Below are 18,794 nucleotides of genomic sequence, written 5' to 3' on the forward strand. Positions count from 1 at the left end.
TGAACTAATGATTCAATCACTATAAATGCAGCAAGAGTTTTTCAGGGGAATCAATTAAGGCGATGGGATTGGCTTGTTGGAGCATTGCTTCATTATGGGCGCCGTAAGTCACGCCCACAGCGTCAATCCCCGCATTCGCCGCCATGGTCAAATCCAATAAAGAGTCTCCGACCATCAAGGCTCGTTCAGGCTGAACATCTAACTCCTGCAGCAGACTTAAGATCATTTCTGGATGAGGTTTACTCTGCGCCTCATCGGCGCAGCGAGAAGCGATAAAGTAGTGACCTAAGCCAGATTGCTCCCACACGCGCACTAAGCCTGCTCTCGCCTTACCCGTCGCGACCGCAAGTTGGTATCCAGCAATTGATAATGATTCGAGTAATGGGGGGCTTGGTTAAAAATCGGCGTTGGCGTGGTATCAAGGTGCAAATAATGCGTCTTGAATTCGGCGCGCATCTTAATATAGCAATCATCGGTGCCCACAAGTGCTTGAGCTGCATTTCCTTGTGCTGCACTGCTTGCACATCCGATATGCGACAGCACTGAAGTCAAACCTGCGGGAAATAACACCTGTAACGCCTGCGTCATCGACAAGCCAATCACATTGCGAATATCCGTCTCAGCTGGCACGGGTAACGCCAGCGCCCTAGCCATATTCTCAATGCAAACAATAATCTTGCCGATGGAATCCATTAACGTGCCATCCCAATCAAAAATCACTAAATCATATTTTCGTTGGGTTGAATGGCTTACTGACACTTTCACGCTCTCAGGTTATCCATGGGTAATAGGCGCAGAAAAAACGCTAAGCGCGCTTTAACTTGCCTAGCAGTTGTTGCAAATTATCATCAAGCGGCGCTGAGACTCGCATCACCTCATCGTTTTCAGGATGAATAAACATTAGCTCTGCCGCATGTAAAAACAGTCGAGTCAGACCCAGTGCGCGCATACTGTCATCAAACGCCTGCTCGCTGTATTTTTCATCACAGGCGATAGGATGTCCCATATATTGGCAATGCACCCGAATTTGGTGGGTACGGCCTGTTACAGGGCTCGCCTGCACAAGCGTACAACCTTGATAACGCTGTACAATTTTAAAACGCGTTTCAGAAGGTTTACCTTCGGCATTGACTCGAACGATACGCTCACCCGACTTAAGCGTTAATTTTAATAGTGGCTGTTTAACCACTTTATCCTGTGCCGACCACTCTCCTTTGACTAAGGCCAAGTAATCCTTCTGCATTTTTTTATAACGCAGCTGATCGTGCATATGCTTAAGGGCGCTGCGTTTTTTGGCCACCAACAACACGCCCGAGGTGTCTTTATCGAGACGATGAACCAACTCTAAAAACTTTTGTTGCGGACGTAAGGAGCGTAGCGCTTCAATCACACCATAATCGACACCACTGCCACCATGCACCGCAATGCCCGCAGGTTTATTCAATACAATCAGATGATTGTCTTCATGCAAAATACGGTCTTCAAGCTGCGAGACTCTGCTCAAGTTTGCAGAAGGCGCGGTGCGATTATCCTGCTCAGCCATTCTGACCGGCGGCACACGGACCACATCACCGATTTGCAATTTGTACTCGGGCTTAATGCGTTTTTTATTCACCCGTACTTCACCCTTGCGGACGATACGGTAAATCATGCTCTTAGGAACGCCCTTTAGCACTGTGATTAAAAAATTGTCGATTCGTTGGTCGAGGTGGTCTTCGTCAATCGTGATCAACTGCACCTGTAGCTGTGGAGATTCTGTATTCATGATGTGCCATCTGCTTAAAACGGCGGCCATTGTACAACACTTAAGAAGAATTGTGCCTTTCCATTGCTGAATTTTTTGATTATTGCTATATTTCACCAGCGATTAGGGATAAGCCGTGAATAAAGTGTTCACAAGGTCCCAGTCCCAAGTGAAAAGCTTTATAGATTAAAAAAGATTTTCTTGATAGCAACTCATTGATTTGCAAATCGTATACTGAGTAAAAATACCACAAATGCGTTTTTTACGATTAAATCGAGAATCTAACCTTACTTTGACTAGGTTTATCTAAAGTTTTTCTCACCGATTTCGAAATATATTTTAACTTGTCGTCAGACAAACCGATTCGACTTGGGCATTACCGGAACGAAATTAAAGAATTTATGGGGTTGGTTGATGTTTTACAACGAATTCCTTGTTTTTGTAATCATTAAAAAATAAGCCATAAATAGGATGCGACACGCAGCGACTGCGTCTAACAGTAATGCGCACCTTGCCTAGCCACCAGCCGTGAGGCTTCGTTGACCTACTGCTAGGCCCGTAATGCAGCGAAACGCGATTGTTTGATGACCTCCATTTAAAGAAGAATGACGTCATCATGAAACGTATGTTAATCAATGCAACTCAATCAGAAGAGTTGCGTGTTGCCCTGGTTGACGGGCAACAACTGTACGATCTGGATATTGAAAGTCCTGGTCACGAGCAAAAAAAATCCAACATTTACAAGGGTAAAATTACCCGCGTAGAACCCTCTTTAGAAGCCGCTTTCGTTGACTATGGTGCCGAGCGCCACGGCTTTTTACCGCTAAAAGAAATCGCCAGAGAATACTTCCCTAAAGGTTATTCTTTCCAAGGTCGCCCAAACATCAAAGAAGTGGTCAGTGAAGGACAAGAAGTTATTGTTCAAATTGACAAAGAAGAGCGCGGCAACAAAGGTGCTGCACTAACGACCTTTATCAGCTTAGCGGGTTCTTACTTAGTTCTGATGCCAAACAACCCTCGTGCTGGCGGTATTTCTCGCCGTATCGAAGGTGATGAGCGCACCGAATTAAAAGAAGCCATGGCCGATTTAGAAGTACCAGCAGGTATGGGACTTATCGTGCGTACTGCGGGTGTTGGCAAAGAATCGACTGAACTGAAGTGGGACTTAAAAGTTCTACAACACCACTGGGCCGCCATTACCGAAGCCGCACAAAGTAAAGCCGCTCCTTTCTTAATTCATCAAGAAAGTAACGTCATTGTACGTGCAATTCGTGATTATCTTCGCCGTGATGTGGGCGAGATCCTCATCGACCACCCTCGCATTTTTGAAGAAGCCAAACAACATATTGCACTGGTGCGCCCTGATTTCGTTGAGCGCGTAAAACTCTACGAAGCCGAAGTGCCATTGTTCACTCACTTCCAAATCGAGTCGCAAATCGAATCGGCATTCCAACGTGAAGTGCGTCTGCCATCGGGTGGTTCGATTGTTATCGACCCAACTGAAGCATTAACCTCAATCGATATCAACTCTGCCCGTGCAACGAAGGGCGGCGATATTGAAGAAACCGCATTAAATACCAACCTTGAAGCCGCCGATGAGATTGCCCGTCAATTGCGTCTGCGTGACTTAGGTGGTCTGGTCGTGATCGACTTTATCGATATGACGCCTGTGCGCCATCAACGTGAAGTTGAAAACCGCCTGCGTGATGCCGTGCACCACGACCGTGCCCGCGTACAATTAGGCCGCATTTCTCGCTTCGGTCTGATGGAAATGTCGCGTCAACGTCTGCGTCCATCCTTAGAAGAATCAGCTGCACATATCTGCCCTCGCTGTCATGGCCAAGGCACGATTCGTAGTACCGAATCTTTAGCGCTGTCGATTCTGCGTTTGATGGAAGAAGAAGCCATCAAGGAAAACACCTCACAAATCGAAGCCATCGTGCCTGTCGATGTGGCGGCCTTCCTGCTGAACGAAAAACGCAAAGCGATTCGTATCACTGAGCAACGCCATGATGTGGAAGTCTATGTGATCCCAGATCCACATATGATGACTCCTGATTATCGCGTTATTCGTCACCGCACTGACGATGAAATCGATGAATCCAGCTACAAGCGCATCGAACAGCCTGAAGCCAAGTTATACGAACCCCGTAAACTGGAACGCACTGCTGCGCCAGCACCAGCCCTAAAAGGCTTCACCGCACCGCAGAAAGTCGAACAAGCCGCTGCACCTGTTGCCAACAAAGTGGAAGCAACCGAGCCAGGTTTCTTCAGCAAACTGTTCAGTGCCATTGGCGCCTTCTTCAGCTCAAGCGATAAGCCTGCGGCAGAAAAGACCACAGAAACCAAAAAGTCTGACAGCCAAACTGCCAATGCGAACCGTCGTAATCGTCGTAATGACACTCGCCGCACTCGCAATAACCAAGATGCTGACAAAGCGAAAGAAGGCACCCGCGAGCCACGCACTCGCAATGCCAAGAAGTCGGCTGATGTACCTCAGGCTCAAGAGCGCCCAGCTCGTGAAAAAGATGAGAATGCAAAGCGCACTAAACCAGAGCCTAAGAGTCGTAATCAAGCACCAAAAGAAGTGGTAGCCGAGTCTCAAGACGACACACCAAAGCAAGAAGTGGCCCGTGAGCGTCGTCAGCGCCGTAACATGCGTCGTAAAGTACGCATCGATAACGCCAATGAAACGACCGAAGCGCCAATTCAAGAAGAAGTGGTATTAGCCGAAGTGGCCACCGTTAATGCAGCCAATACTGACGTTGCAACTGAGCCACAAGCTGAGACGAAAGCACCTCGCTCACGTCGCCAGCCACGCAAAGATGCCGCTGTTGCCAATGAGACAGTAGAAGCGACTGACGCAGCAAGCCAAGTGGAAGCAAACGCTGAAGTTAGCGCTGAAAAGCCAGTGGTTGAAAACCGTGCTGAGGCCCCAGCTGACGTAATCGAAGTGAAAACCGAAGCCGAGACCGATGCTGATAACGCAGAAGTCAGTGCCGATGCGGATGATAAAGCGAAACGCGAATCTCGCGATGGACAACGTCGTAGTCGCCGTAGCCCACGTCATTTAAGAGCGGCCGGTCAACGTCGTCGCCGTGATGAAGATGAGCAAGGCGTCTCTGCACCTGCGCAATTCGTACCAAACGATGCACTCGGTGATGCTCAAGATTACCCTGCGCCAACCGCTCAAACTGCAGAAGCAGCTGAGACCACAGAAGCAAAAGCAACTGAAGTTGCCGCTGAACCGACTGTCACTTCTCCTGCAGCTGTAGTCGAAACGGCAGATGTCAGTGTGGTTGCTGAAACCAATAAAGCTGTTGAGACTGAAGTTGTTGAGTCAGTAGCTACCGAGCAAGTGGCCGAGCTTAAAGCTGAAGTTGCAGTAACAGAAGCTCCTGCTGACACTGCGGTAAATAACAAGCCAGAGACGAGCGTTAAGGCTGAAGACGTTGCTGTTGAGCCAGCTAAAGCGGTAGAAACGGTTATAGAAGCCATTGTGACCCCAGCCGAAACTCCAGTTGCTCAAGCGAAAGCAGAAACTGTCGCAGTTGAAGCTGTCGCGCCCGAAGTGGAAAAAGCCGAAGTGAAAGATGCCGTGAAGTCTGTGGCCTCGGCTCCAATGGCAAAACCTGCACCTATCGTTAAACCTCAGGCGAAACCCGTTGTGGCTCAAGCTGTCGCAGCTCCTGCAGCTGAAACCGTGGTGAGCAAGCCCAAAGCGGCGAGTCGTTTTGGTTCAATGGTGTCATCTGAAATGACCAAGCCAACGGTAGAAGTTAGAGCTCAGGTTGAAGTGCCGAAAGGCCGCGAGTATGACAATGTCGCCTCAGCCGAAGCCGCTGCGCCTAAACTGAAACACAGCAACAGCGCCGAATCGGATATGGCTCGTCCATAATCCTCAAGCTGTTGTGAAAAAAGCCATGCACTCGCATGGCTTTTTTATTTTCAGCAAATTAAGCCATATTTAAGGTTTAGCTGAATCGGCTTTTTTGTTAGTATTCGCGGCTATTTTGCCAACACAAATAATTAACAGAGGTTTCATGTTCGATCTCTTTCGCCACAAAACATCTAGTCACAAAGCCGATATTCTCTCGGGACTGACGGTCGCCCTAGCGCTGATCCCTGAGGCCGTAGCCTTCGCCTTCGTCGCCAACGTCGAACCTATGGTCGGACTCTATGCAGCCTTTATTATGGGATTAGTTACCGCATTAATAGGCGGACGCCCAGGCATGATTTCTGGCGCGACGGGGGCTATGGCCGTTGTGATGGTGTCCCTCGTGGTTGAACATGGCGTGCAATACTTATTTGCTGCTGTGGTACTGGCGGGATTAATCCAAATCAGTGCTGGGATATTTAAACTGGGTAAGTTTATCCGCATTGTCCCCTATCCTGTGATGATAGGTTTTGTAAACGGCCTCGCCATTGTGATTTTCTTGGCTCAGCTCGGGCAATTTAAAGTCAAAAATGCCGCAGGGGAATTAGTCTGGCTACCGCAAGAGCCTTTGATGCTGATGTTAGGGTTAGTCGCACTGACCATGGCAATTATTTACTTTCTCCCCAAACTGACTACAGCGGTCCCCTCATCGTTAGTTGCGATTTTAAGCGTGACCGCCATTGTGGTCGGTTTTGACTTAGACACCCGAAATGTGTTGGATTTTCTTAAAACCATGAGTGGCGATGATCATGCGACCATCGCAGGTTCACTCCCAAGCTTTGCGATCCCACAGGTGCCGTTTAACCTTGAGACACTCTACATTATTCTGCCCTATTCCTTTATTTTAGCCGCCGTCGGATTAATCGAATCCCTGTTAACCTTAACGGTTATCGATGAGATGACCAATACCCGCGGACGTAGCAATAAAGAATGTATAGGCCAAGGCGTGGGTAACATCACCAGCGGCTTTTTTGGAGCCATGGGCGGCTGCGCCATGATTGGTCAATCGATGATTAACATTAACTCAGGAGGACGTGGCAGATTATCCGGTATTACCGCGGCTATCGGTTTACTGACCTTTATCCTCTTTGGTGCCTCTTTTATCGAAATTATTCCACTTGCCGCTCTGGTTGGCGTGATGTTTATCGTGGTGCTAGGCACATTCGAATGGGCAAGCTTTAAGTTTATGGGCAAAGTGCCGAAACATGATGCTTTTGTCATTGTGCTCGTGACCACTGTGACCGTCTTTACCGATCTCGCCTTTGCCGTCTTTGTCGGTGTCGTGGTGTCAGCGCTTGTGTTTGCATGGCAACATGCCAAACACATCAGCGTAAAAGTAACCTCAAATAGCCTTGGCTGGAAAGTCTATGAGCTGAACGGCCCACTCTTTTTTGGCTCAGTGGCCAGCTTCCTCGAACTCTTCGATGCCTCGCAGGATCCCCAAGATGTTATCATCGACTTTAAACATTCACGTGTAGCCGATCACTCGGCGCTAGAAGCCATAGATACGCTTGCCGAACGTTATGTCACGCTGGGCAAAAAACTGCATTTGGTGCATTTAAGTGCCGACTGCAAGGCCTTACTTCACAAAGCGGGCGATCTGGTTGAAGTGAATTTGCTAGACGATCCCCACTATAAAGTCGCGGACGATAAACTAGATTCTTAAAAAGCACCTAATGAAGCTGCATAACCCACGGTCTGAAGGCTAACTTCACAAAAGATCGTGGGTTTATTTTTATATTGAAAACAAGACTTGATGTGTATAAACACCTGATGACTTAACATCACACCCAAACTTAGGTTTGATAAATATGAGATAACAATAGAGAAAACGAGCTGTGAGCTGTGAGCTGTGAGCTGTGAGCTGTGAGCTGTGAGCAAGAAAACTATCGAATCAACACGCGGGGACGTAAAGCAATAACGCAGAAAACTTAAACGCGGCACAAATAAAAAGAGCCATGGTGTTAACCACAGCTCTTAAATCCATTGCTATCAGCGCTTAGGCTAACAGCACTGAAAATTAACCGATTACGGTTACGTTTTCAGCTTGAGGACCTTTTTGACCTTGAGTCACAGTGAAAGATACTTTCTGACCTTCGTCAAGAGTTTTGAAACCGTCAGAGTTGATCGCACGGAAGTGTACGAATACGTCTGGACCAGATTCTTGCTCGATGAAGCCGAAACCTTTGTCAGAGTTGAACCACTTAACAACACCAGTAACTTGAGACATGATATAAATCCTGTAAATAAAAAATTAAAGCCTTAACGGCGGTGGAGCTGGAAAATGCCGGTATTACTTATGTTTACAGGACGAACTGGTCGTATTGAACACATAAATATAAGCCCAACCTTCAAGCTAGTAAGACTATAAACCATTCTAAAGATAAGTCAACATACTGCGACACTTTGAAAAATTTATTTAAACCAAGCCAATCTCAGGTTTTGCTACCGGCTCGCAGAACAGCATGTTCTTACGGCGTAAGCATCGACAGTTAAGCATTTTAAATAATTTATTTCAATAGGTTAAAATCAACCTCTAGACTGAAATGCGATGTACTTCAATCTGAAAGTCTAATTCGCAGCTTAATCCGCGCTGGGCAAATAGGTGCTTTTGCTCGGCCGTAAACTTCCAAGCGTAGGGCGTCATTTCCAGAAAATGGCTAATATCTTGGCTGTTATTTAGCTCAAGTTGTGACCTAAGCCGCTCTTGGTGTAAACATTCGAACCCCTCAATCTTGGCATCCGACGCTGGATGCAATCTCGGTTCGGCATAAATTTGCTGTTTTAGCGCAAAATGATGTAAAGGTCCTGGCGATACTGTGATCAAAATACCATTTGGCGCCATGACCCGCTGTAACTCTTCCAGCTTCGATGGCGCATAAATACGAATCGCTAAATCAATACTCTTTGATGGGATCGGCATTTCGTAGGCGCTCGCCACACAAAAGCTAAGGTTCGGATAACGTTTAGCTGCATTTTTTATTGCCGATTTGGAGATGTCCACGCCCTGTAACTGGCACGGATGCTCGGCAACAAGCGCATTGTATAAACGATGGCTGTAATACCCCTCACCACAACCGATATCGAGGATCTGCTGCGCCTCGTTGGCATACTCAAGTGCCAACGCATTCACTCTGTCACTTAAACTTTGATAGTAACCCGCATTTAAAAACTCCCTGCGAGCCAACATCATCTGTTGATTGTCACCGGGATCTTTGGAATTTTTCTTCTGTACGGGAAGCAGATTCACATAGCCTTCTTTGGCCATGTCGAACTTGTGTGCCTGCGGGCATCCCCAAGTTCGTTCAGTCAAGGTGAGCGGTAAGGCACACAAAGGACATATATATTGCATTGGTTAACTCTATAAATGATTGGAATGTCTGGCTTATGCCTCATCTTCCATGAGTCGCTCCACCATTTGCAGTAATTCTGGGGAGGCGAGCAGCTCAAAACACTCGAGCTTCCTTAAGGCTTTATCGATATTCACACCGTCATTGGCCGCACGGCTGAAGTTAGGTCGTTCGAACATATGAGTATAAGTGCGAAATAACCATTGACGCTTTTGTTGCAGCAAGGGGTCAAGTCGCACCACTTCTTCGGCTAACCCAGTATGACAATGCCCCAAGTCTCCGCGCAAAAACGCTTGTAGCTCGAGCCGCACTTGTTCTATTTCAGTCAAGCATACGGCCAAGGATTCAGCGGTAGCATTATAGTCATATTCCCGCGCTAATATCGCTTTTGCCATCATCAACACTTTGGGCTCATGCAAACCTCGGCCATCTGACTCGAGTGCGACGAGCTCAAATTTAGATGCTGTTTGCAGTGACACACTGATCCCAGCCTGTGCATCAACCTTAATTGCAATGCCTGCCCGCAGTTCCTGCGCGCAAAATTTGGGTGCTGTGCCTAGACGATGGTAAAGCCGAACTCCTTGCCCCAAAGATCTTGACGTCGATGCGGCAAAACTTGTCGCTTCCACTATCGCGGCATTGAGTTTAAGTCCTAAGATTGGTTGAAAACGGACAGCAATCTGCGGCTGCGGTGTTTCAGACACCACTATCAACTCAAGCAATGGTGCCCCCATCGCCTCAAGCACAATAAAATCGCTGATATTGCTGGGCAAGGTTAAGGTCAGCGTCGAACTCTGCCCGACGTCGAGTACCATAGGTTCATTAAGATATTGATGATGCATAAGACTCATTCCCTGTTCGAAGGGGAATTGTAACTGCCAACCGAGGTAAAGATCACCTCTTAAGCGCTTATCTTTTCAATATAATTTCTCAATCTCGGTTTTTGCTAATGAATATTGCGGTGAGTTTAAGTGTTAAGATGCTATCATTCGACAAAACCGTCATTTGATTGAAATTATGTATACAGCATCTCAGCCAAGTATTTTTTGGCACGATTATGAAACCTTCGGAGCCAATCCCGCCAAGGATAGACCGGCCCAATTTGCCGGGATCCGCACAGACTTAGATCTCAATATCATCAGTGAACCCGAGACTTTTTACTGTAAACAATCAACGGATTATCTCCCCTCGCCCGAAGCCATTTTAATCACAGGAATCACACCACAATTAGCCAACTTAAAAGGCTTGCCAGAAACCGAGTTTATGGGGCGCATTCATGCACTCTTTAGCCAACCGAATACCTGTGTCGCAGGCTATAACTCCTTACGCTTTGACGATGAAGTCACCCGTTACGGATTCTACCGTAACTTTATCGATCCCTATGCCCGCGAATGGCAAAATGGCAATACACGTTGGGATATCATCGATTTAGTCAGAGCTTGCTATGCGTTTAGACCAGACGGGATCCATTGGCCATTAAAAGAAGATGGCTCGCCCAGTTTTAAGTTAGAGCACCTAACGCAAGCCAATGGTTTAAGCCATGAAAAAGCCCACGATGCCATGTCCGATGTGTACGCCACCATCGCCATGGCCAAGCTGATTAAAGAAAAGCAACCCAAGTTATATCAATACTATTTTGAGCTGCGCCGTAAGCAGGCCGTTAGTGCACAAATCGATGTATTGAATATGCAACCGCTTGCCCATGTGAGTTCCAAAATCAGTGCGCTGCAGGGTTGTACGACGCTGATAGCCCCAGTAGCCCACCATCCAAGCAACAAAAACGCCATTATTTGCGTTAACTTAGCGATGGATTTAAACCCACTGTTTGAGCTGGATGTCGAGCAAATAAAGACTCGCATGTATACACCAAGAGCCGAACTTGCCGCGGATGAGTTACCTATCCCTGTCAAACAAGTCCACCTTAACAAATGTCCTTTTATTACCTCGGCCAAGATTTTGGATGATGCCCAGGCAGAAAGACTTAATATCGATAAAGCCTTTGCTAGAGAGCAATACAAACGCTTAAAGGCTCACCCAGAATTGCGGGAAAAACTCGCGCAACTCTTTGAGCATGAAGGCGAAGTGACAACCACAGATCCCGATTTGATGCTGTATTCCGGTGGTTTTTTCAGCCCCGCCGATAAAGCCAAGATGGAGATCATTCGCCATACCTTGCCACAAAATCTAGCGGCGCTAGATCTGCAGTTTGACGATGGACGTATCCCCGAGATGCTGTTTCGCTATCGGGCACGTAACTACCCAGAGCTGTTAAACGATCAAGAAGCCCAGCGTTGGCGCACCTTCTGCCAGCAACGTTTAAGCGATCAGGATTATTTACTGAAACTTGAAAATCTGCTGCAAGATAACGAGGGTGATGAACACAAACAGAAGTTACTCGCGGCCCTGTGTCACTATCTACGCGGGCTGTAAAGCGACGCAAACGCTAAAACACCGATAGTGAACCGATAAGCAGATAGCTAAATAAGACCGTTAGTTAACGCCAGACAGTGATAACGACTTTCAGATGTAACCTATCTGGCGTTAAATTGAGGTGTAAACGCGAACTAACTCGCATTTATACCGTAACAAAATTACTAGAATGTTCTTCCATGAACTTAACAAACAAGGAGTCGGGAAATGCAAGATAGATTTATCAGAAGCATAACCCAGCTGCCAACACCATTGGCTGACGCATTAATTCCCCTATTACATCAAAACTTTGCGGGACATATTGATGCGCAGCAACTGGCAGAGTTAGTCCAAAGCAGCAAAATGACCGAAGCCGAAGTGTTACTGGCTCTGCTGCCTATAGCCGCCGCCTTAGCGAAACCGCCGATCAGCGAGTTTTATGTCGGAGCGATTGCCAAAGGGAAAAGTGGCGACATCTATATGGGCGCCAATTTAGAACTGCCCGGCGAGGCCCTGTTTCACTCAGTGCATGCGGAGCAAAGCGCCATCAGCCACGCATGGTTAAGTGGTGAGAGCCAAATTGTCGACATGATAGTCAATGCCAGCCCCTGTGGTCATTGCCGTCAGTTTATGAACGAACTCGTCGAGGGTGGCCAAATTAAGATCCATCTGCCATCGCAAGACAGCCATTTACTGTCCTATTACCTACCCTACGCATTTGGGCCAAAGGACTTAAATGTACAGTCGCCCTTGCTGGTCAAGCATGAAACCGAATTTGCCCTCGATAGCAGCGATCCTATGGTGATTGAGGCGTTAGATCATGCGGGTTTAAGCTATGCACCTTATACCCAAAGTTACGCGGCCGTCGTATTAGAAACGGCAGATGGTGCTACCTATTGTGGTCGCTACGCTGAAAACGCGGCGTTTAACCCTTCCATGCTGCCAATGCAGATGGCCTTATCGAATCTGACTCGACATAACCGTGATTTTGGCGAGATCCGCCGTGCGGTGTTGGTCGAATCATCACAGGGGAAAATCAGTTTAGTGGGCGCAACCATGGATGCTTTACATGCCGTTGCGGCCATCGAACTTGAGCACATTGTGGTCGACCCTGTTTAACGCGAGTCTAGCGGCGCTTTAGCTTTATACACGTGTATTTGCTAAGCGCCGTTTTTCTAGCTGTTACAATAAGATACTCTTAATTTACCGCCTACAGCTTAAAGATTAACACTTAAGGATTAGCGCTTCGTTTAGCCTCGAACAACGCCTTTCGCTCAGCCATTCTCAAGTAACAAACATCGCGCTGCGCCTGTGTCATGGTGCGCCACGCTAAGATCTCATCCAAATGCCTAAAGCAGCCCATGCAGATATCTTGCTGATCGAGGCAGCAATTTCGCACGCAGGGATGTTCGAGGTGATTACTCTGACCAGACCGCATATTCATTGCCCGCAGGCTCGATAAAGTGGAAACGCCGTCCACCGGGAAAGCTGAAAATCGCCGTGCTGATTACACCACCCGCCGCCTTCACCGCCGCTTGAGTTTGTTCTAAGTCCTTGCTGTACAACACGATGAGCGGGCAACCTTTTTCGAGGTTAAAACTCACCTCTGCTTGATAAAACCCTCCCGTGATCCCCGCATCAATAAAACAGCTGTACTGCGGGCCGTAATCTTCAAAGCGCCAGCCAAATACCGTATTAAAAAAAGCCTTGGAGCGGCCAATATCTGTGGTGGGGATTTCTAAATAATTAATACTGTGATGATCCATAACGTTCCCTGCTTATGATTAATCAAAATAAAAAAGGGAGCCAATGCTCCCTTTAGTATGCTGGCTATTGCCAGATTAACCTTGTACTAAGGCGGCGACAAGTCCGATGGCGCCACCAAATACCCCGCCCCACACGACCAACCAACCTAAATGTGTCTGGATCATCTCCTGCACGATTTGTTTAACCATTTGCGGCGTTAATTCATTCAGGCGTTGTTCAACGATATTGGCGATCTTCGTTTGCAGATCGGCCATCACACTCGGCTGTTCAATCTCTTGTTTCAATAAGTTGCGGAACTGTTCACTCTCGGACATTTCCACCAAAGAGGCTTTCATTTTCTCGATAAAGGGTTCCTTTAACGGCATTAACGCCTCTGTGCCGCCAAACATGGATAACATGCCGCCGAAGGAAGATTGTGCCACAGTGTTAACTAAGGCATCAAAGGATGGTGCTAAGTCGACTTTATCAATCACTGGCGCCAAATCGATTTGGCTAATACCCTCTTTTTCCGACAGAAAACGGTCAATATTCTCTGTGGTAAAAAACTGCTTCATCATAAGATGTGCAATCCCCGCTTTGAACTCTTCAAAACGCGATGGCACCACGCCCGAACCATATAAACCTGGGACCTTCTCAAACAGCATATACACCGCAAGCCAGTTAGTAATGGCACCAGATAGGGCAAACAAACCCACATTAAACAGAATGGGTAAGCTCAGTGCGTATCCCAAAATCACACAAATGGCCGCTAACACATTTGTCACTAAACTCTTATTCAATCTTACTCCCCTCTTAAGCTATCGATGCGATTGCAAATGGCGCTAGTTTAGCAAGCGAAGGGGATGCAGGTCTAATGCTGAAAAGAGATGTGAAGCGTCACCAAAGATCAATAAAACATCGCGAAAACCCAGCTAACTCAAGCGGTACCGAACCGGCGTTACTTAGATAATGATGAGCGAAGCGAATGAGGTTATTTCATTAATTAACATTAACTTAGTTTAATGATTATTAAACAAAAATAATTGCACATTTCTCGAGGCGCTTAGGAATTATTGAAAAGCATCGTCTACACTCAAGGTGGCTATCACTTCACCCGTTTGCTCAATAACTCAAAACATAAGGGATGCGCTTATGGACTCTGCATTTAACACCGCTGGTGCCTTAGGTTGGCATGAACTCAGTACCCACGATTCCGAAGAAGCCATGCGCTTTTATGGCGAAGTGTTTGGTTGGCAGTTTAGAACGGTCAAAATGCCCCATGGTCAGTATCACCTCATTGAAAATCAAGGTGTCGGCATCGGAGGGATCACAGATAATCTAATCCCCGCACTGCCTTGCCATTGGACGGGTTATGTCACTGTCGCCGATGTCGATATAGTGGCAATTAATGCCAAAAAGCTTGGCGGAGACATTCTCTTTGGCCCAGAGGATATTCCCAAAGTAGGTCGTTTTTGTTGGATAAAAGATCCACAGGGTGCCATTATCGCGGCAATAAGTTATCTCTCGGTATAACAGAGCATTGAGCGTGTGCATCTTCTGATTATTAGATTATTAGTATGGGGCGAAACTTGTCAGCCAAAGTTGAGCGGCACAAAAATGTTGCCCCTGTGAATCTAGGGTTATCACTTAATATCGCTTATCACCTAAATGGGTTATCGCAAGGTAATGCTCAGATTTTATTGGGAAAAATCAAAACAAATCATGCACACTTAAGCATTATTAGCTAGAATAGCCGCATTAATTGATAGATTTCGCGCCAGCGTGCGTATTGGAGCCTTAATCTCACTATGTTGACTCAGCTATCACGGTTAAAACTCGCGTTCTTTAGCCGCCCACGATACCAACGAATCCTCGCCTATTTAGCGATAACCTACTTAAGTTACCTAATTATCCTTGGGCTAGTACTTCCCAAAGCAGTAGTGTCTTTCGCCCCAGAGAAACTGACTGAAATATTGGGCCGTCCTGTGTCATTACTGGATCTGCGAATTAATCCTTTTACCTATAGAGTCAATATCGAACAGTTAGAAGTTAAAGAGAAAGACAATCAAGCCTTTGCGGGATTATCTCAACTTCAATTTGAAGTGAACTTCTGGCAATCCGTGTTTAATAAAGCCCTAGTGATTGACCATATTCAGCTACAAGGTCCCTTCGCCAATGTCAGCCGTTTTCAATCTCAAGGGGCAACTCAGTTCAATTTTGACGACATCCTGACTCGGCTTAATCAGGCGAAAACCCCGAATGAGCCAGAAACCACCACTGAAAATACCCGCCCACTGCGAGTAATATTAGGTGAATTCAGCTTAACGGCGGGTAAGGTCAAATTTGAGGATAACGTCACCCATGCTTTGGTTGATTATCCCAATATCAATTTCAAACTCAGTCAGTTAGATACTGAGTATTTGATGATGGCCAAACCCACTAGCCCTGCAACTGCTCAAGCGACTCAATCTCAGAATAAGCCTGCAGCGGCTACGCCTACGGCTCAGGCCAACGCGGCATCGAATCCTCCGAGCATTCTGCACAATCAATTTGTCGCCCAGCTACAGGATGCCCATGCGGGTGAAGTCAGCCTTGCCGGACAATTCCAGCTTTTCCCCTTTAAACTTGTCGGGAATGTACAGCTCGCAAAACTGCAACTCGCCCCCTTCTGGCCATTTATAGCTGACCAATTCAAGGTAAAACTGGCGGCGGGAGAACTCAGTATCAACAGTCATTATCAAGTTGAGTTGCCAGCGGATGGTAACCTACAACTCACGGCCGATCGCGGCCAAGTGATTGTAGAGAAAGTTGATTTACTCAATGGCGACCAGTCCGTGATCGCCTTACCCTTGCTGGCGATTGATGGAATAAACCTCAACCTCGCCAAGCAGCGCATCAACATTAAGCAAATCCACAGTGAAGGTTTAAGCCTTAAGGCCAAGTTGGATGAACAAGGCATCGATTTAGCGCAGCTGTTAATGCCAACATCTATGGCTGCCAGCACCGAAGCGGCTTCGCCTGCAGAAGCGCAAACAGCAGAAGCGCCAGCTGAGACGAACACGTCAGCCGCATCGTTTTCCCAAACGGCCTCGGAAAAAAGCGCCACTGAACAGCAAGATGCTTGGTTAGTGACACTGGGCGGGCTGAGTATCGCAAACTACGATATTCAACTTGAGGAGCATAAACTCACCCAAACCCCACAGCAATGGCGTGTTTATCCTCTTAATTTTGCAACACAAGCCATTGTGAGTGATTTAAAGGCCCCCATCGACTACGAACTTTCCTTTGGTCTGAATGACAAAGGGCGCTTCCTCTCCCAAGGGCAGGTCGATGTGCCAGGCGAAGCCATTAGTGCAAACCTGAAAGTCGAGCAGCTCGCCTTAGCCCAATTCCAACCCTACCTTGCACCCTATGTGAATATGCAGCTCAGCAGCGGCCTATTCAGCAGTGAGGGTAAGCTAAACGCCGATGGCAAAGGTAAGGCGATTTATCAAGGCAGTGTTCAACTGGATGAGCTGAGTATCCTCGACAACATTCGTAAAGCGCCCTTGGTTAAATGGCAAAAAATGCATATTAATCAGCTCGATTTTGACCAACAGCTGAATAAAATTAATATCGACCATTTAAGCTTTGACCAGCCCTACGCTAAAGTGGTTATCGCTAAGGATCGCACGACCAATATCAGTAATCTGATTGTGGAAACGCCTGCGACCGACGCGCCTAAAAATGCTGCTTCAACGGCAAAGACTGTGGCTAAGACGCAGAGCAGCCCAAATGCTTCGGCTCAACAGCCCGAGTTAAGCTTAGATATTCAGAAAATCAGCTTTAACCAAGGCTCGGCTTTTTTCGCCGATAACTCCCTCACGCCTAACTTTGCCTCAGGCATTGAGCAGCTTGAAGGCAATATCAGTCACTTATCCTCTAAACCCGGCACTAAGGCATCGGTCGATATTAAGGGGAAAATTGACCGTTATGCGCCAGTGACCCTAAAAGGGGATATTAACCCACTACTAGATAAGCCTTATCTTGACTTAGACCTAGTGTTTAAGAGTGTCGAGCTAACCTCTGTGAATCCTTATTCGGGCACCTATGCAGGTTATTACATCGATAAGGGACAATTATCCTTAGCGCTCAACTACAAACTGGAGCAAAACCAGCTCAAGGGCAGCAACCACTTAGTGATTGATCAGCTTAAACTGGGTAAACGCAGCAACAGTGACTTAGCCACCAGTTTACCGGTGACATTAGCGATTGCCCTGTTGCAGGACCGCCACGGCGTGATTGACCTTGGTATGGAAGTCTCCGGCGACTTAGACTCACCCAGCTTTAGTGTCGGCGGTATTATCATGACGGCCATCACCAATGTGATCACTAAGGCCGTAACTGCGCCCTTCTCTTTCCTTGCGGGTCTGGTGGGCTCCGATGAAACCTTGGATAAAATCCCCTTCAATCCAGGGCAATTTGTACTCAGTCTACAGGAGCTGGAAAGCTTAGATAAACTCGCTAAAGGCTTAGACGATCGCCCAATGCTCAAGTTGAGCCTCGAGGGTAGCGTGGATGCCGTCAAGGATAGCCAAGCGATTGCCGAGCGTATGATGAAGCGTAAGCTGGCCACACTAGCCAATCTGCCACTGACGGAATTACCCGCGGATCTCAGTCCGAGCCAATTCCCAACCGAAGGTCCACTGGCCGATGCTTTGGTCAAACTGTACGAGCAGGAAGTCAAAACCAATCCGGATGATGTGAAAGACACTATTATTGCCGAGACCAAAGATGCACCACTCAGCAAAGAGGAACTCACTACCCGTTGGCACATCGCCCTGTATAACCTCACGGTAAAAGCGCAAAACGTCAGCCAAGGTATGCTTGGTGATTTAGCCCAAGAGAGGGCGAAGTCGGTGAAGGCCTATCTTGTCGACAGTAAAGGGATCGCGCCGGAGCGGATTTTCCTACTCGAGAGCCGCGTGACCCTGAACCAAGATGCGGCGCAGGTGAATATGAGCATCGACGCGAACTAATACTCACCAACATCAAAACATGGATAATAAAACGCCCAGTGCCCACTGGGCGTTTTTATACCGCAAGTCGACAAACAGCCTCACTCTCAATTGCTTGGCCTCACGCATCCCTTAGGTTACACTCTGCGGCTTTATGCGAGCGGAATCACATTTCGCCAAGTCTTTTCGACAACGAAATGCCCTTTTGCACTCCCCATACTGCGGCGCGCTAACACACTTTATTCGAGGTAATTATGTTTATTATTCGCTGGATTTTAGGTCGGATCATTTTGTTACTGAACTTTGTGTTCACTCCAAAGAAGCGCAAGCGCCCACAGGCAGAGCAACAACAGATTGACGCCCAGACCCAAGCATTGGCCTTATATCAGTACAATGCCTGCCCTTTCTGCGTAAAAGTGCGCCGCGCCATGCGTCGTCAAGGACTGAATATTCAAACGGTTGATGCAAAACAATCACCGCACAAAGATGAGCTCATCGCAAAGGGCGGTAAACAACAGGTTCCTTGTTTACGCATCGAAGAAAATGGCCAAGTACAATGGCTGTATGAATCAAAAGAAATTATTAATTACTTAGATCAACGCTTTGCCTAA

Annotated in this window: 14 protein-coding genes and 1 pseudogene; 7 read left to right on the forward strand and 8 right to left on the reverse strand. The window is 47.2% G+C overall.

What is annotated here, in order from left to right; all coding sequences use genetic code 11:
* Nucleotides 1-19: 19 nt before the first annotated feature.
* Nucleotides 20-693: pseudogene (locus tag N5E87_RS13105) on the reverse strand (HAD-IA family hydrolase).
* 112 nt (nucleotides 694-805) lie between these two features.
* On the reverse strand, nucleotides 806-1,765 hold the full coding sequence (gene rluC / locus N5E87_RS13110; RefSeq protein WP_086902634.1) for a 23S rRNA pseudouridine(955/2504/2580) synthase RluC: 960 nt from the start codon (nucleotides 1,763-1,765) through the stop codon (nucleotides 806-808).
* 595 nt (nucleotides 1,766-2,360) lie between these two features.
* On the opposite strand from rluC, the gene rne reads away from it, so the two are divergent.
* Complete coding sequence (gene rne, locus N5E87_RS13115) at nucleotides 2,361-5,642, forward strand: ribonuclease E (RefSeq protein WP_086902617.1); 3,282 nt, start codon at nucleotides 2,361-2,363, stop codon at nucleotides 5,640-5,642.
* A 145-nt stretch (nucleotides 5,643-5,787) separates the two neighbouring features.
* Nucleotides 5,788-7,347 carry a SulP family inorganic anion transporter gene (locus N5E87_RS13120; RefSeq protein WP_086902616.1) on the forward strand — a complete coding sequence of 520 codons (1,560 nt, stop codon included), beginning with the start codon at nucleotides 5,788-5,790 and terminating at the stop codon, nucleotides 7,345-7,347.
* A gap of 354 nt (nucleotides 7,348-7,701) precedes the next feature.
* On the opposite strand, the gene N5E87_RS13125 is transcribed toward N5E87_RS13120, so the two are convergent.
* The 3 genes from N5E87_RS13125 to N5E87_RS13135 all read right to left on the reverse strand — a co-directional run bounded on the left by N5E87_RS13125 (nucleotide 7,702) and on the right by N5E87_RS13135 (nucleotide 9,873).
* Nucleotides 7,702-7,911 carry a cold-shock protein gene (locus N5E87_RS13125; protein WP_011072720.1) on the reverse strand — a complete coding sequence of 70 codons (210 nt, stop codon included), beginning with the start codon at nucleotides 7,909-7,911 and terminating at the stop codon, nucleotides 7,702-7,704.
* Nucleotides 7,912-8,217: 306 nt separating this feature from the next.
* Entirely contained in the window at nucleotides 8,218-9,033 is an 816-nt protein-coding gene (gene rlmA, locus N5E87_RS13130) for a 23S rRNA (guanine(745)-N(1))-methyltransferase (RefSeq protein ID WP_086902615.1), read from the reverse strand.
* Between the two features lie 33 nt (nucleotides 9,034-9,066).
* Complete coding sequence (locus N5E87_RS13135) at nucleotides 9,067-9,873, reverse strand: hypothetical protein (protein ID WP_086902614.1); 807 nt, start codon at nucleotides 9,871-9,873, stop codon at nucleotides 9,067-9,069.
* 175 nt (nucleotides 9,874-10,048) lie between these two features.
* On the opposite strand from N5E87_RS13135, the gene sbcB reads away from it, so the two are divergent.
* Together sbcB and cdd are read left to right on the forward strand one after the other, a co-directional pair.
* Nucleotides 10,049-11,461: an exodeoxyribonuclease I gene (gene sbcB / locus N5E87_RS13140; RefSeq protein WP_086902613.1), complete on the forward strand. Its 1,413-nt coding sequence runs from the start codon at nucleotides 10,049-10,051 to the stop codon at nucleotides 11,459-11,461.
* Nucleotides 11,462-11,668: 207 nt separating this feature from the next.
* Nucleotides 11,669-12,559: a cytidine deaminase gene (gene cdd / locus N5E87_RS13145; RefSeq protein WP_086902612.1), complete on the forward strand. Its 891-nt coding sequence runs from the start codon at nucleotides 11,669-11,671 to the stop codon at nucleotides 12,557-12,559.
* 112 nt (nucleotides 12,560-12,671) lie between these two features.
* On the opposite strand, the gene N5E87_RS13150 is transcribed toward cdd, so the two are convergent.
* From N5E87_RS13150 to N5E87_RS13160, 3 genes are all read right to left on the reverse strand, one after another.
* Complete coding sequence (locus N5E87_RS13150; protein ID WP_086902611.1) at nucleotides 12,672-12,884, reverse strand: DUF1289 domain-containing protein; 213 nt, start codon at nucleotides 12,882-12,884, stop codon at nucleotides 12,672-12,674.
* Nucleotides 12,859-13,206 carry a VOC family protein gene (locus N5E87_RS13155; RefSeq protein WP_086902610.1) on the reverse strand — a complete coding sequence of 116 codons (348 nt, stop codon included), beginning with the start codon at nucleotides 13,204-13,206 and terminating at the stop codon, nucleotides 12,859-12,861. The genes N5E87_RS13150 and N5E87_RS13155 overlap by 26 nt, the downstream gene beginning before the upstream one ends.
* A gap of 75 nt (nucleotides 13,207-13,281) precedes the next feature.
* Nucleotides 13,282-13,986, reverse strand: coding sequence for a DUF445 family protein (locus N5E87_RS13160; protein WP_086902609.1), 705 nt, complete (start codon nucleotides 13,984-13,986; stop codon nucleotides 13,282-13,284).
* A 352-nt stretch (nucleotides 13,987-14,338) separates the two neighbouring features.
* On the opposite strand from N5E87_RS13160, the gene N5E87_RS13165 reads away from it, so the two are divergent.
* From N5E87_RS13165 to N5E87_RS13175, 3 genes are all read left to right on the forward strand, one after another.
* A complete protein-coding gene (locus tag N5E87_RS13165; RefSeq protein WP_086902608.1) occupies nucleotides 14,339-14,719 on the forward strand; it encodes a VOC family protein in 381 nt (126 codons plus the stop codon).
* Nucleotides 14,720-14,994: 275 nt separating this feature from the next.
* Nucleotides 14,995-18,204, forward strand: a complete 3,210-nt coding sequence (locus tag N5E87_RS13170; protein ID WP_086902607.1) for a DUF748 domain-containing protein — start codon at nucleotides 14,995-14,997, stop codon at nucleotides 18,202-18,204.
* Nucleotides 18,205-18,437: 233 nt separating this feature from the next.
* Nucleotides 18,438-18,794, forward strand: a complete 357-nt coding sequence (locus N5E87_RS13175; RefSeq protein WP_086902606.1) for a glutathione S-transferase N-terminal domain-containing protein — start codon at nucleotides 18,438-18,440, stop codon at nucleotides 18,792-18,794.

The organism is Shewanella sp. GD03713 (genome assembly GCF_029843705.1).
GTDB lineage: Bacteria > Pseudomonadota > Gammaproteobacteria > Enterobacterales > Shewanellaceae > Shewanella.

What these genes read in the sequence shown, in the direction of transcription:
- N5E87_RS13165 (WP_086902608.1), top strand. Translation starts at nt 14,339, where the DNA reads ATGGACTCTGCATTTAACACCGCTGGTGCCTTAGGTTGGCATGAACTC.
- cdd (WP_086902612.1), top strand. Translation starts at nt 11,669, where the DNA reads ATGCAAGATAGATTTATCAGAAGCATAACCCAGCTGCCAACACCATTG.
- N5E87_RS13155 (WP_086902610.1), bottom strand. Translation starts at nt 13,206, where the DNA reads ATGGATCATCACAGTATTAATTATTTAGAAATCCCCACCACAGATATT.
- N5E87_RS13125 (WP_011072720.1), bottom strand. Translation starts at nt 7,911, where the DNA reads ATGTCTCAAGTTACTGGTGTTGTTAAGTGGTTCAACTCTGACAAAGGT.
- rluC (WP_086902634.1), bottom strand. Translation starts at nt 1,765, where the DNA reads ATGAATACAGAATCTCCACAGCTACAGGTGCAGTTGATCACGATTGAC.
- sbcB (WP_086902613.1), top strand. Translation starts at nt 10,049, where the DNA reads ATGTATACAGCATCTCAGCCAAGTATTTTTTGGCACGATTATGAAACC.
- N5E87_RS13170 (WP_086902607.1), top strand. Translation starts at nt 14,995, where the DNA reads ATGTTGACTCAGCTATCACGGTTAAAACTCGCGTTCTTTAGCCGCCCA.
- rne (WP_086902617.1), top strand. Translation starts at nt 2,361, where the DNA reads ATGAAACGTATGTTAATCAATGCAACTCAATCAGAAGAGTTGCGTGTT.
- rlmA (WP_086902615.1), bottom strand. Translation starts at nt 9,033, where the DNA reads ATGCAATATATATGTCCTTTGTGTGCCTTACCGCTCACCTTGACTGAA.
- N5E87_RS13135 (WP_086902614.1), bottom strand. Translation starts at nt 9,873, where the DNA reads ATGCATCATCAATATCTTAATGAACCTATGGTACTCGACGTCGGGCAG.
- N5E87_RS13150 (WP_086902611.1), bottom strand. Translation starts at nt 12,884, where the DNA reads ATGAATATGCGGTCTGGTCAGAGTAATCACCTCGAACATCCCTGCGTG.
- N5E87_RS13120 (WP_086902616.1), top strand. Translation starts at nt 5,788, where the DNA reads ATGTTCGATCTCTTTCGCCACAAAACATCTAGTCACAAAGCCGATATT.
- N5E87_RS13175 (WP_086902606.1), top strand. Translation starts at nt 18,438, where the DNA reads ATGTTTATTATTCGCTGGATTTTAGGTCGGATCATTTTGTTACTGAAC.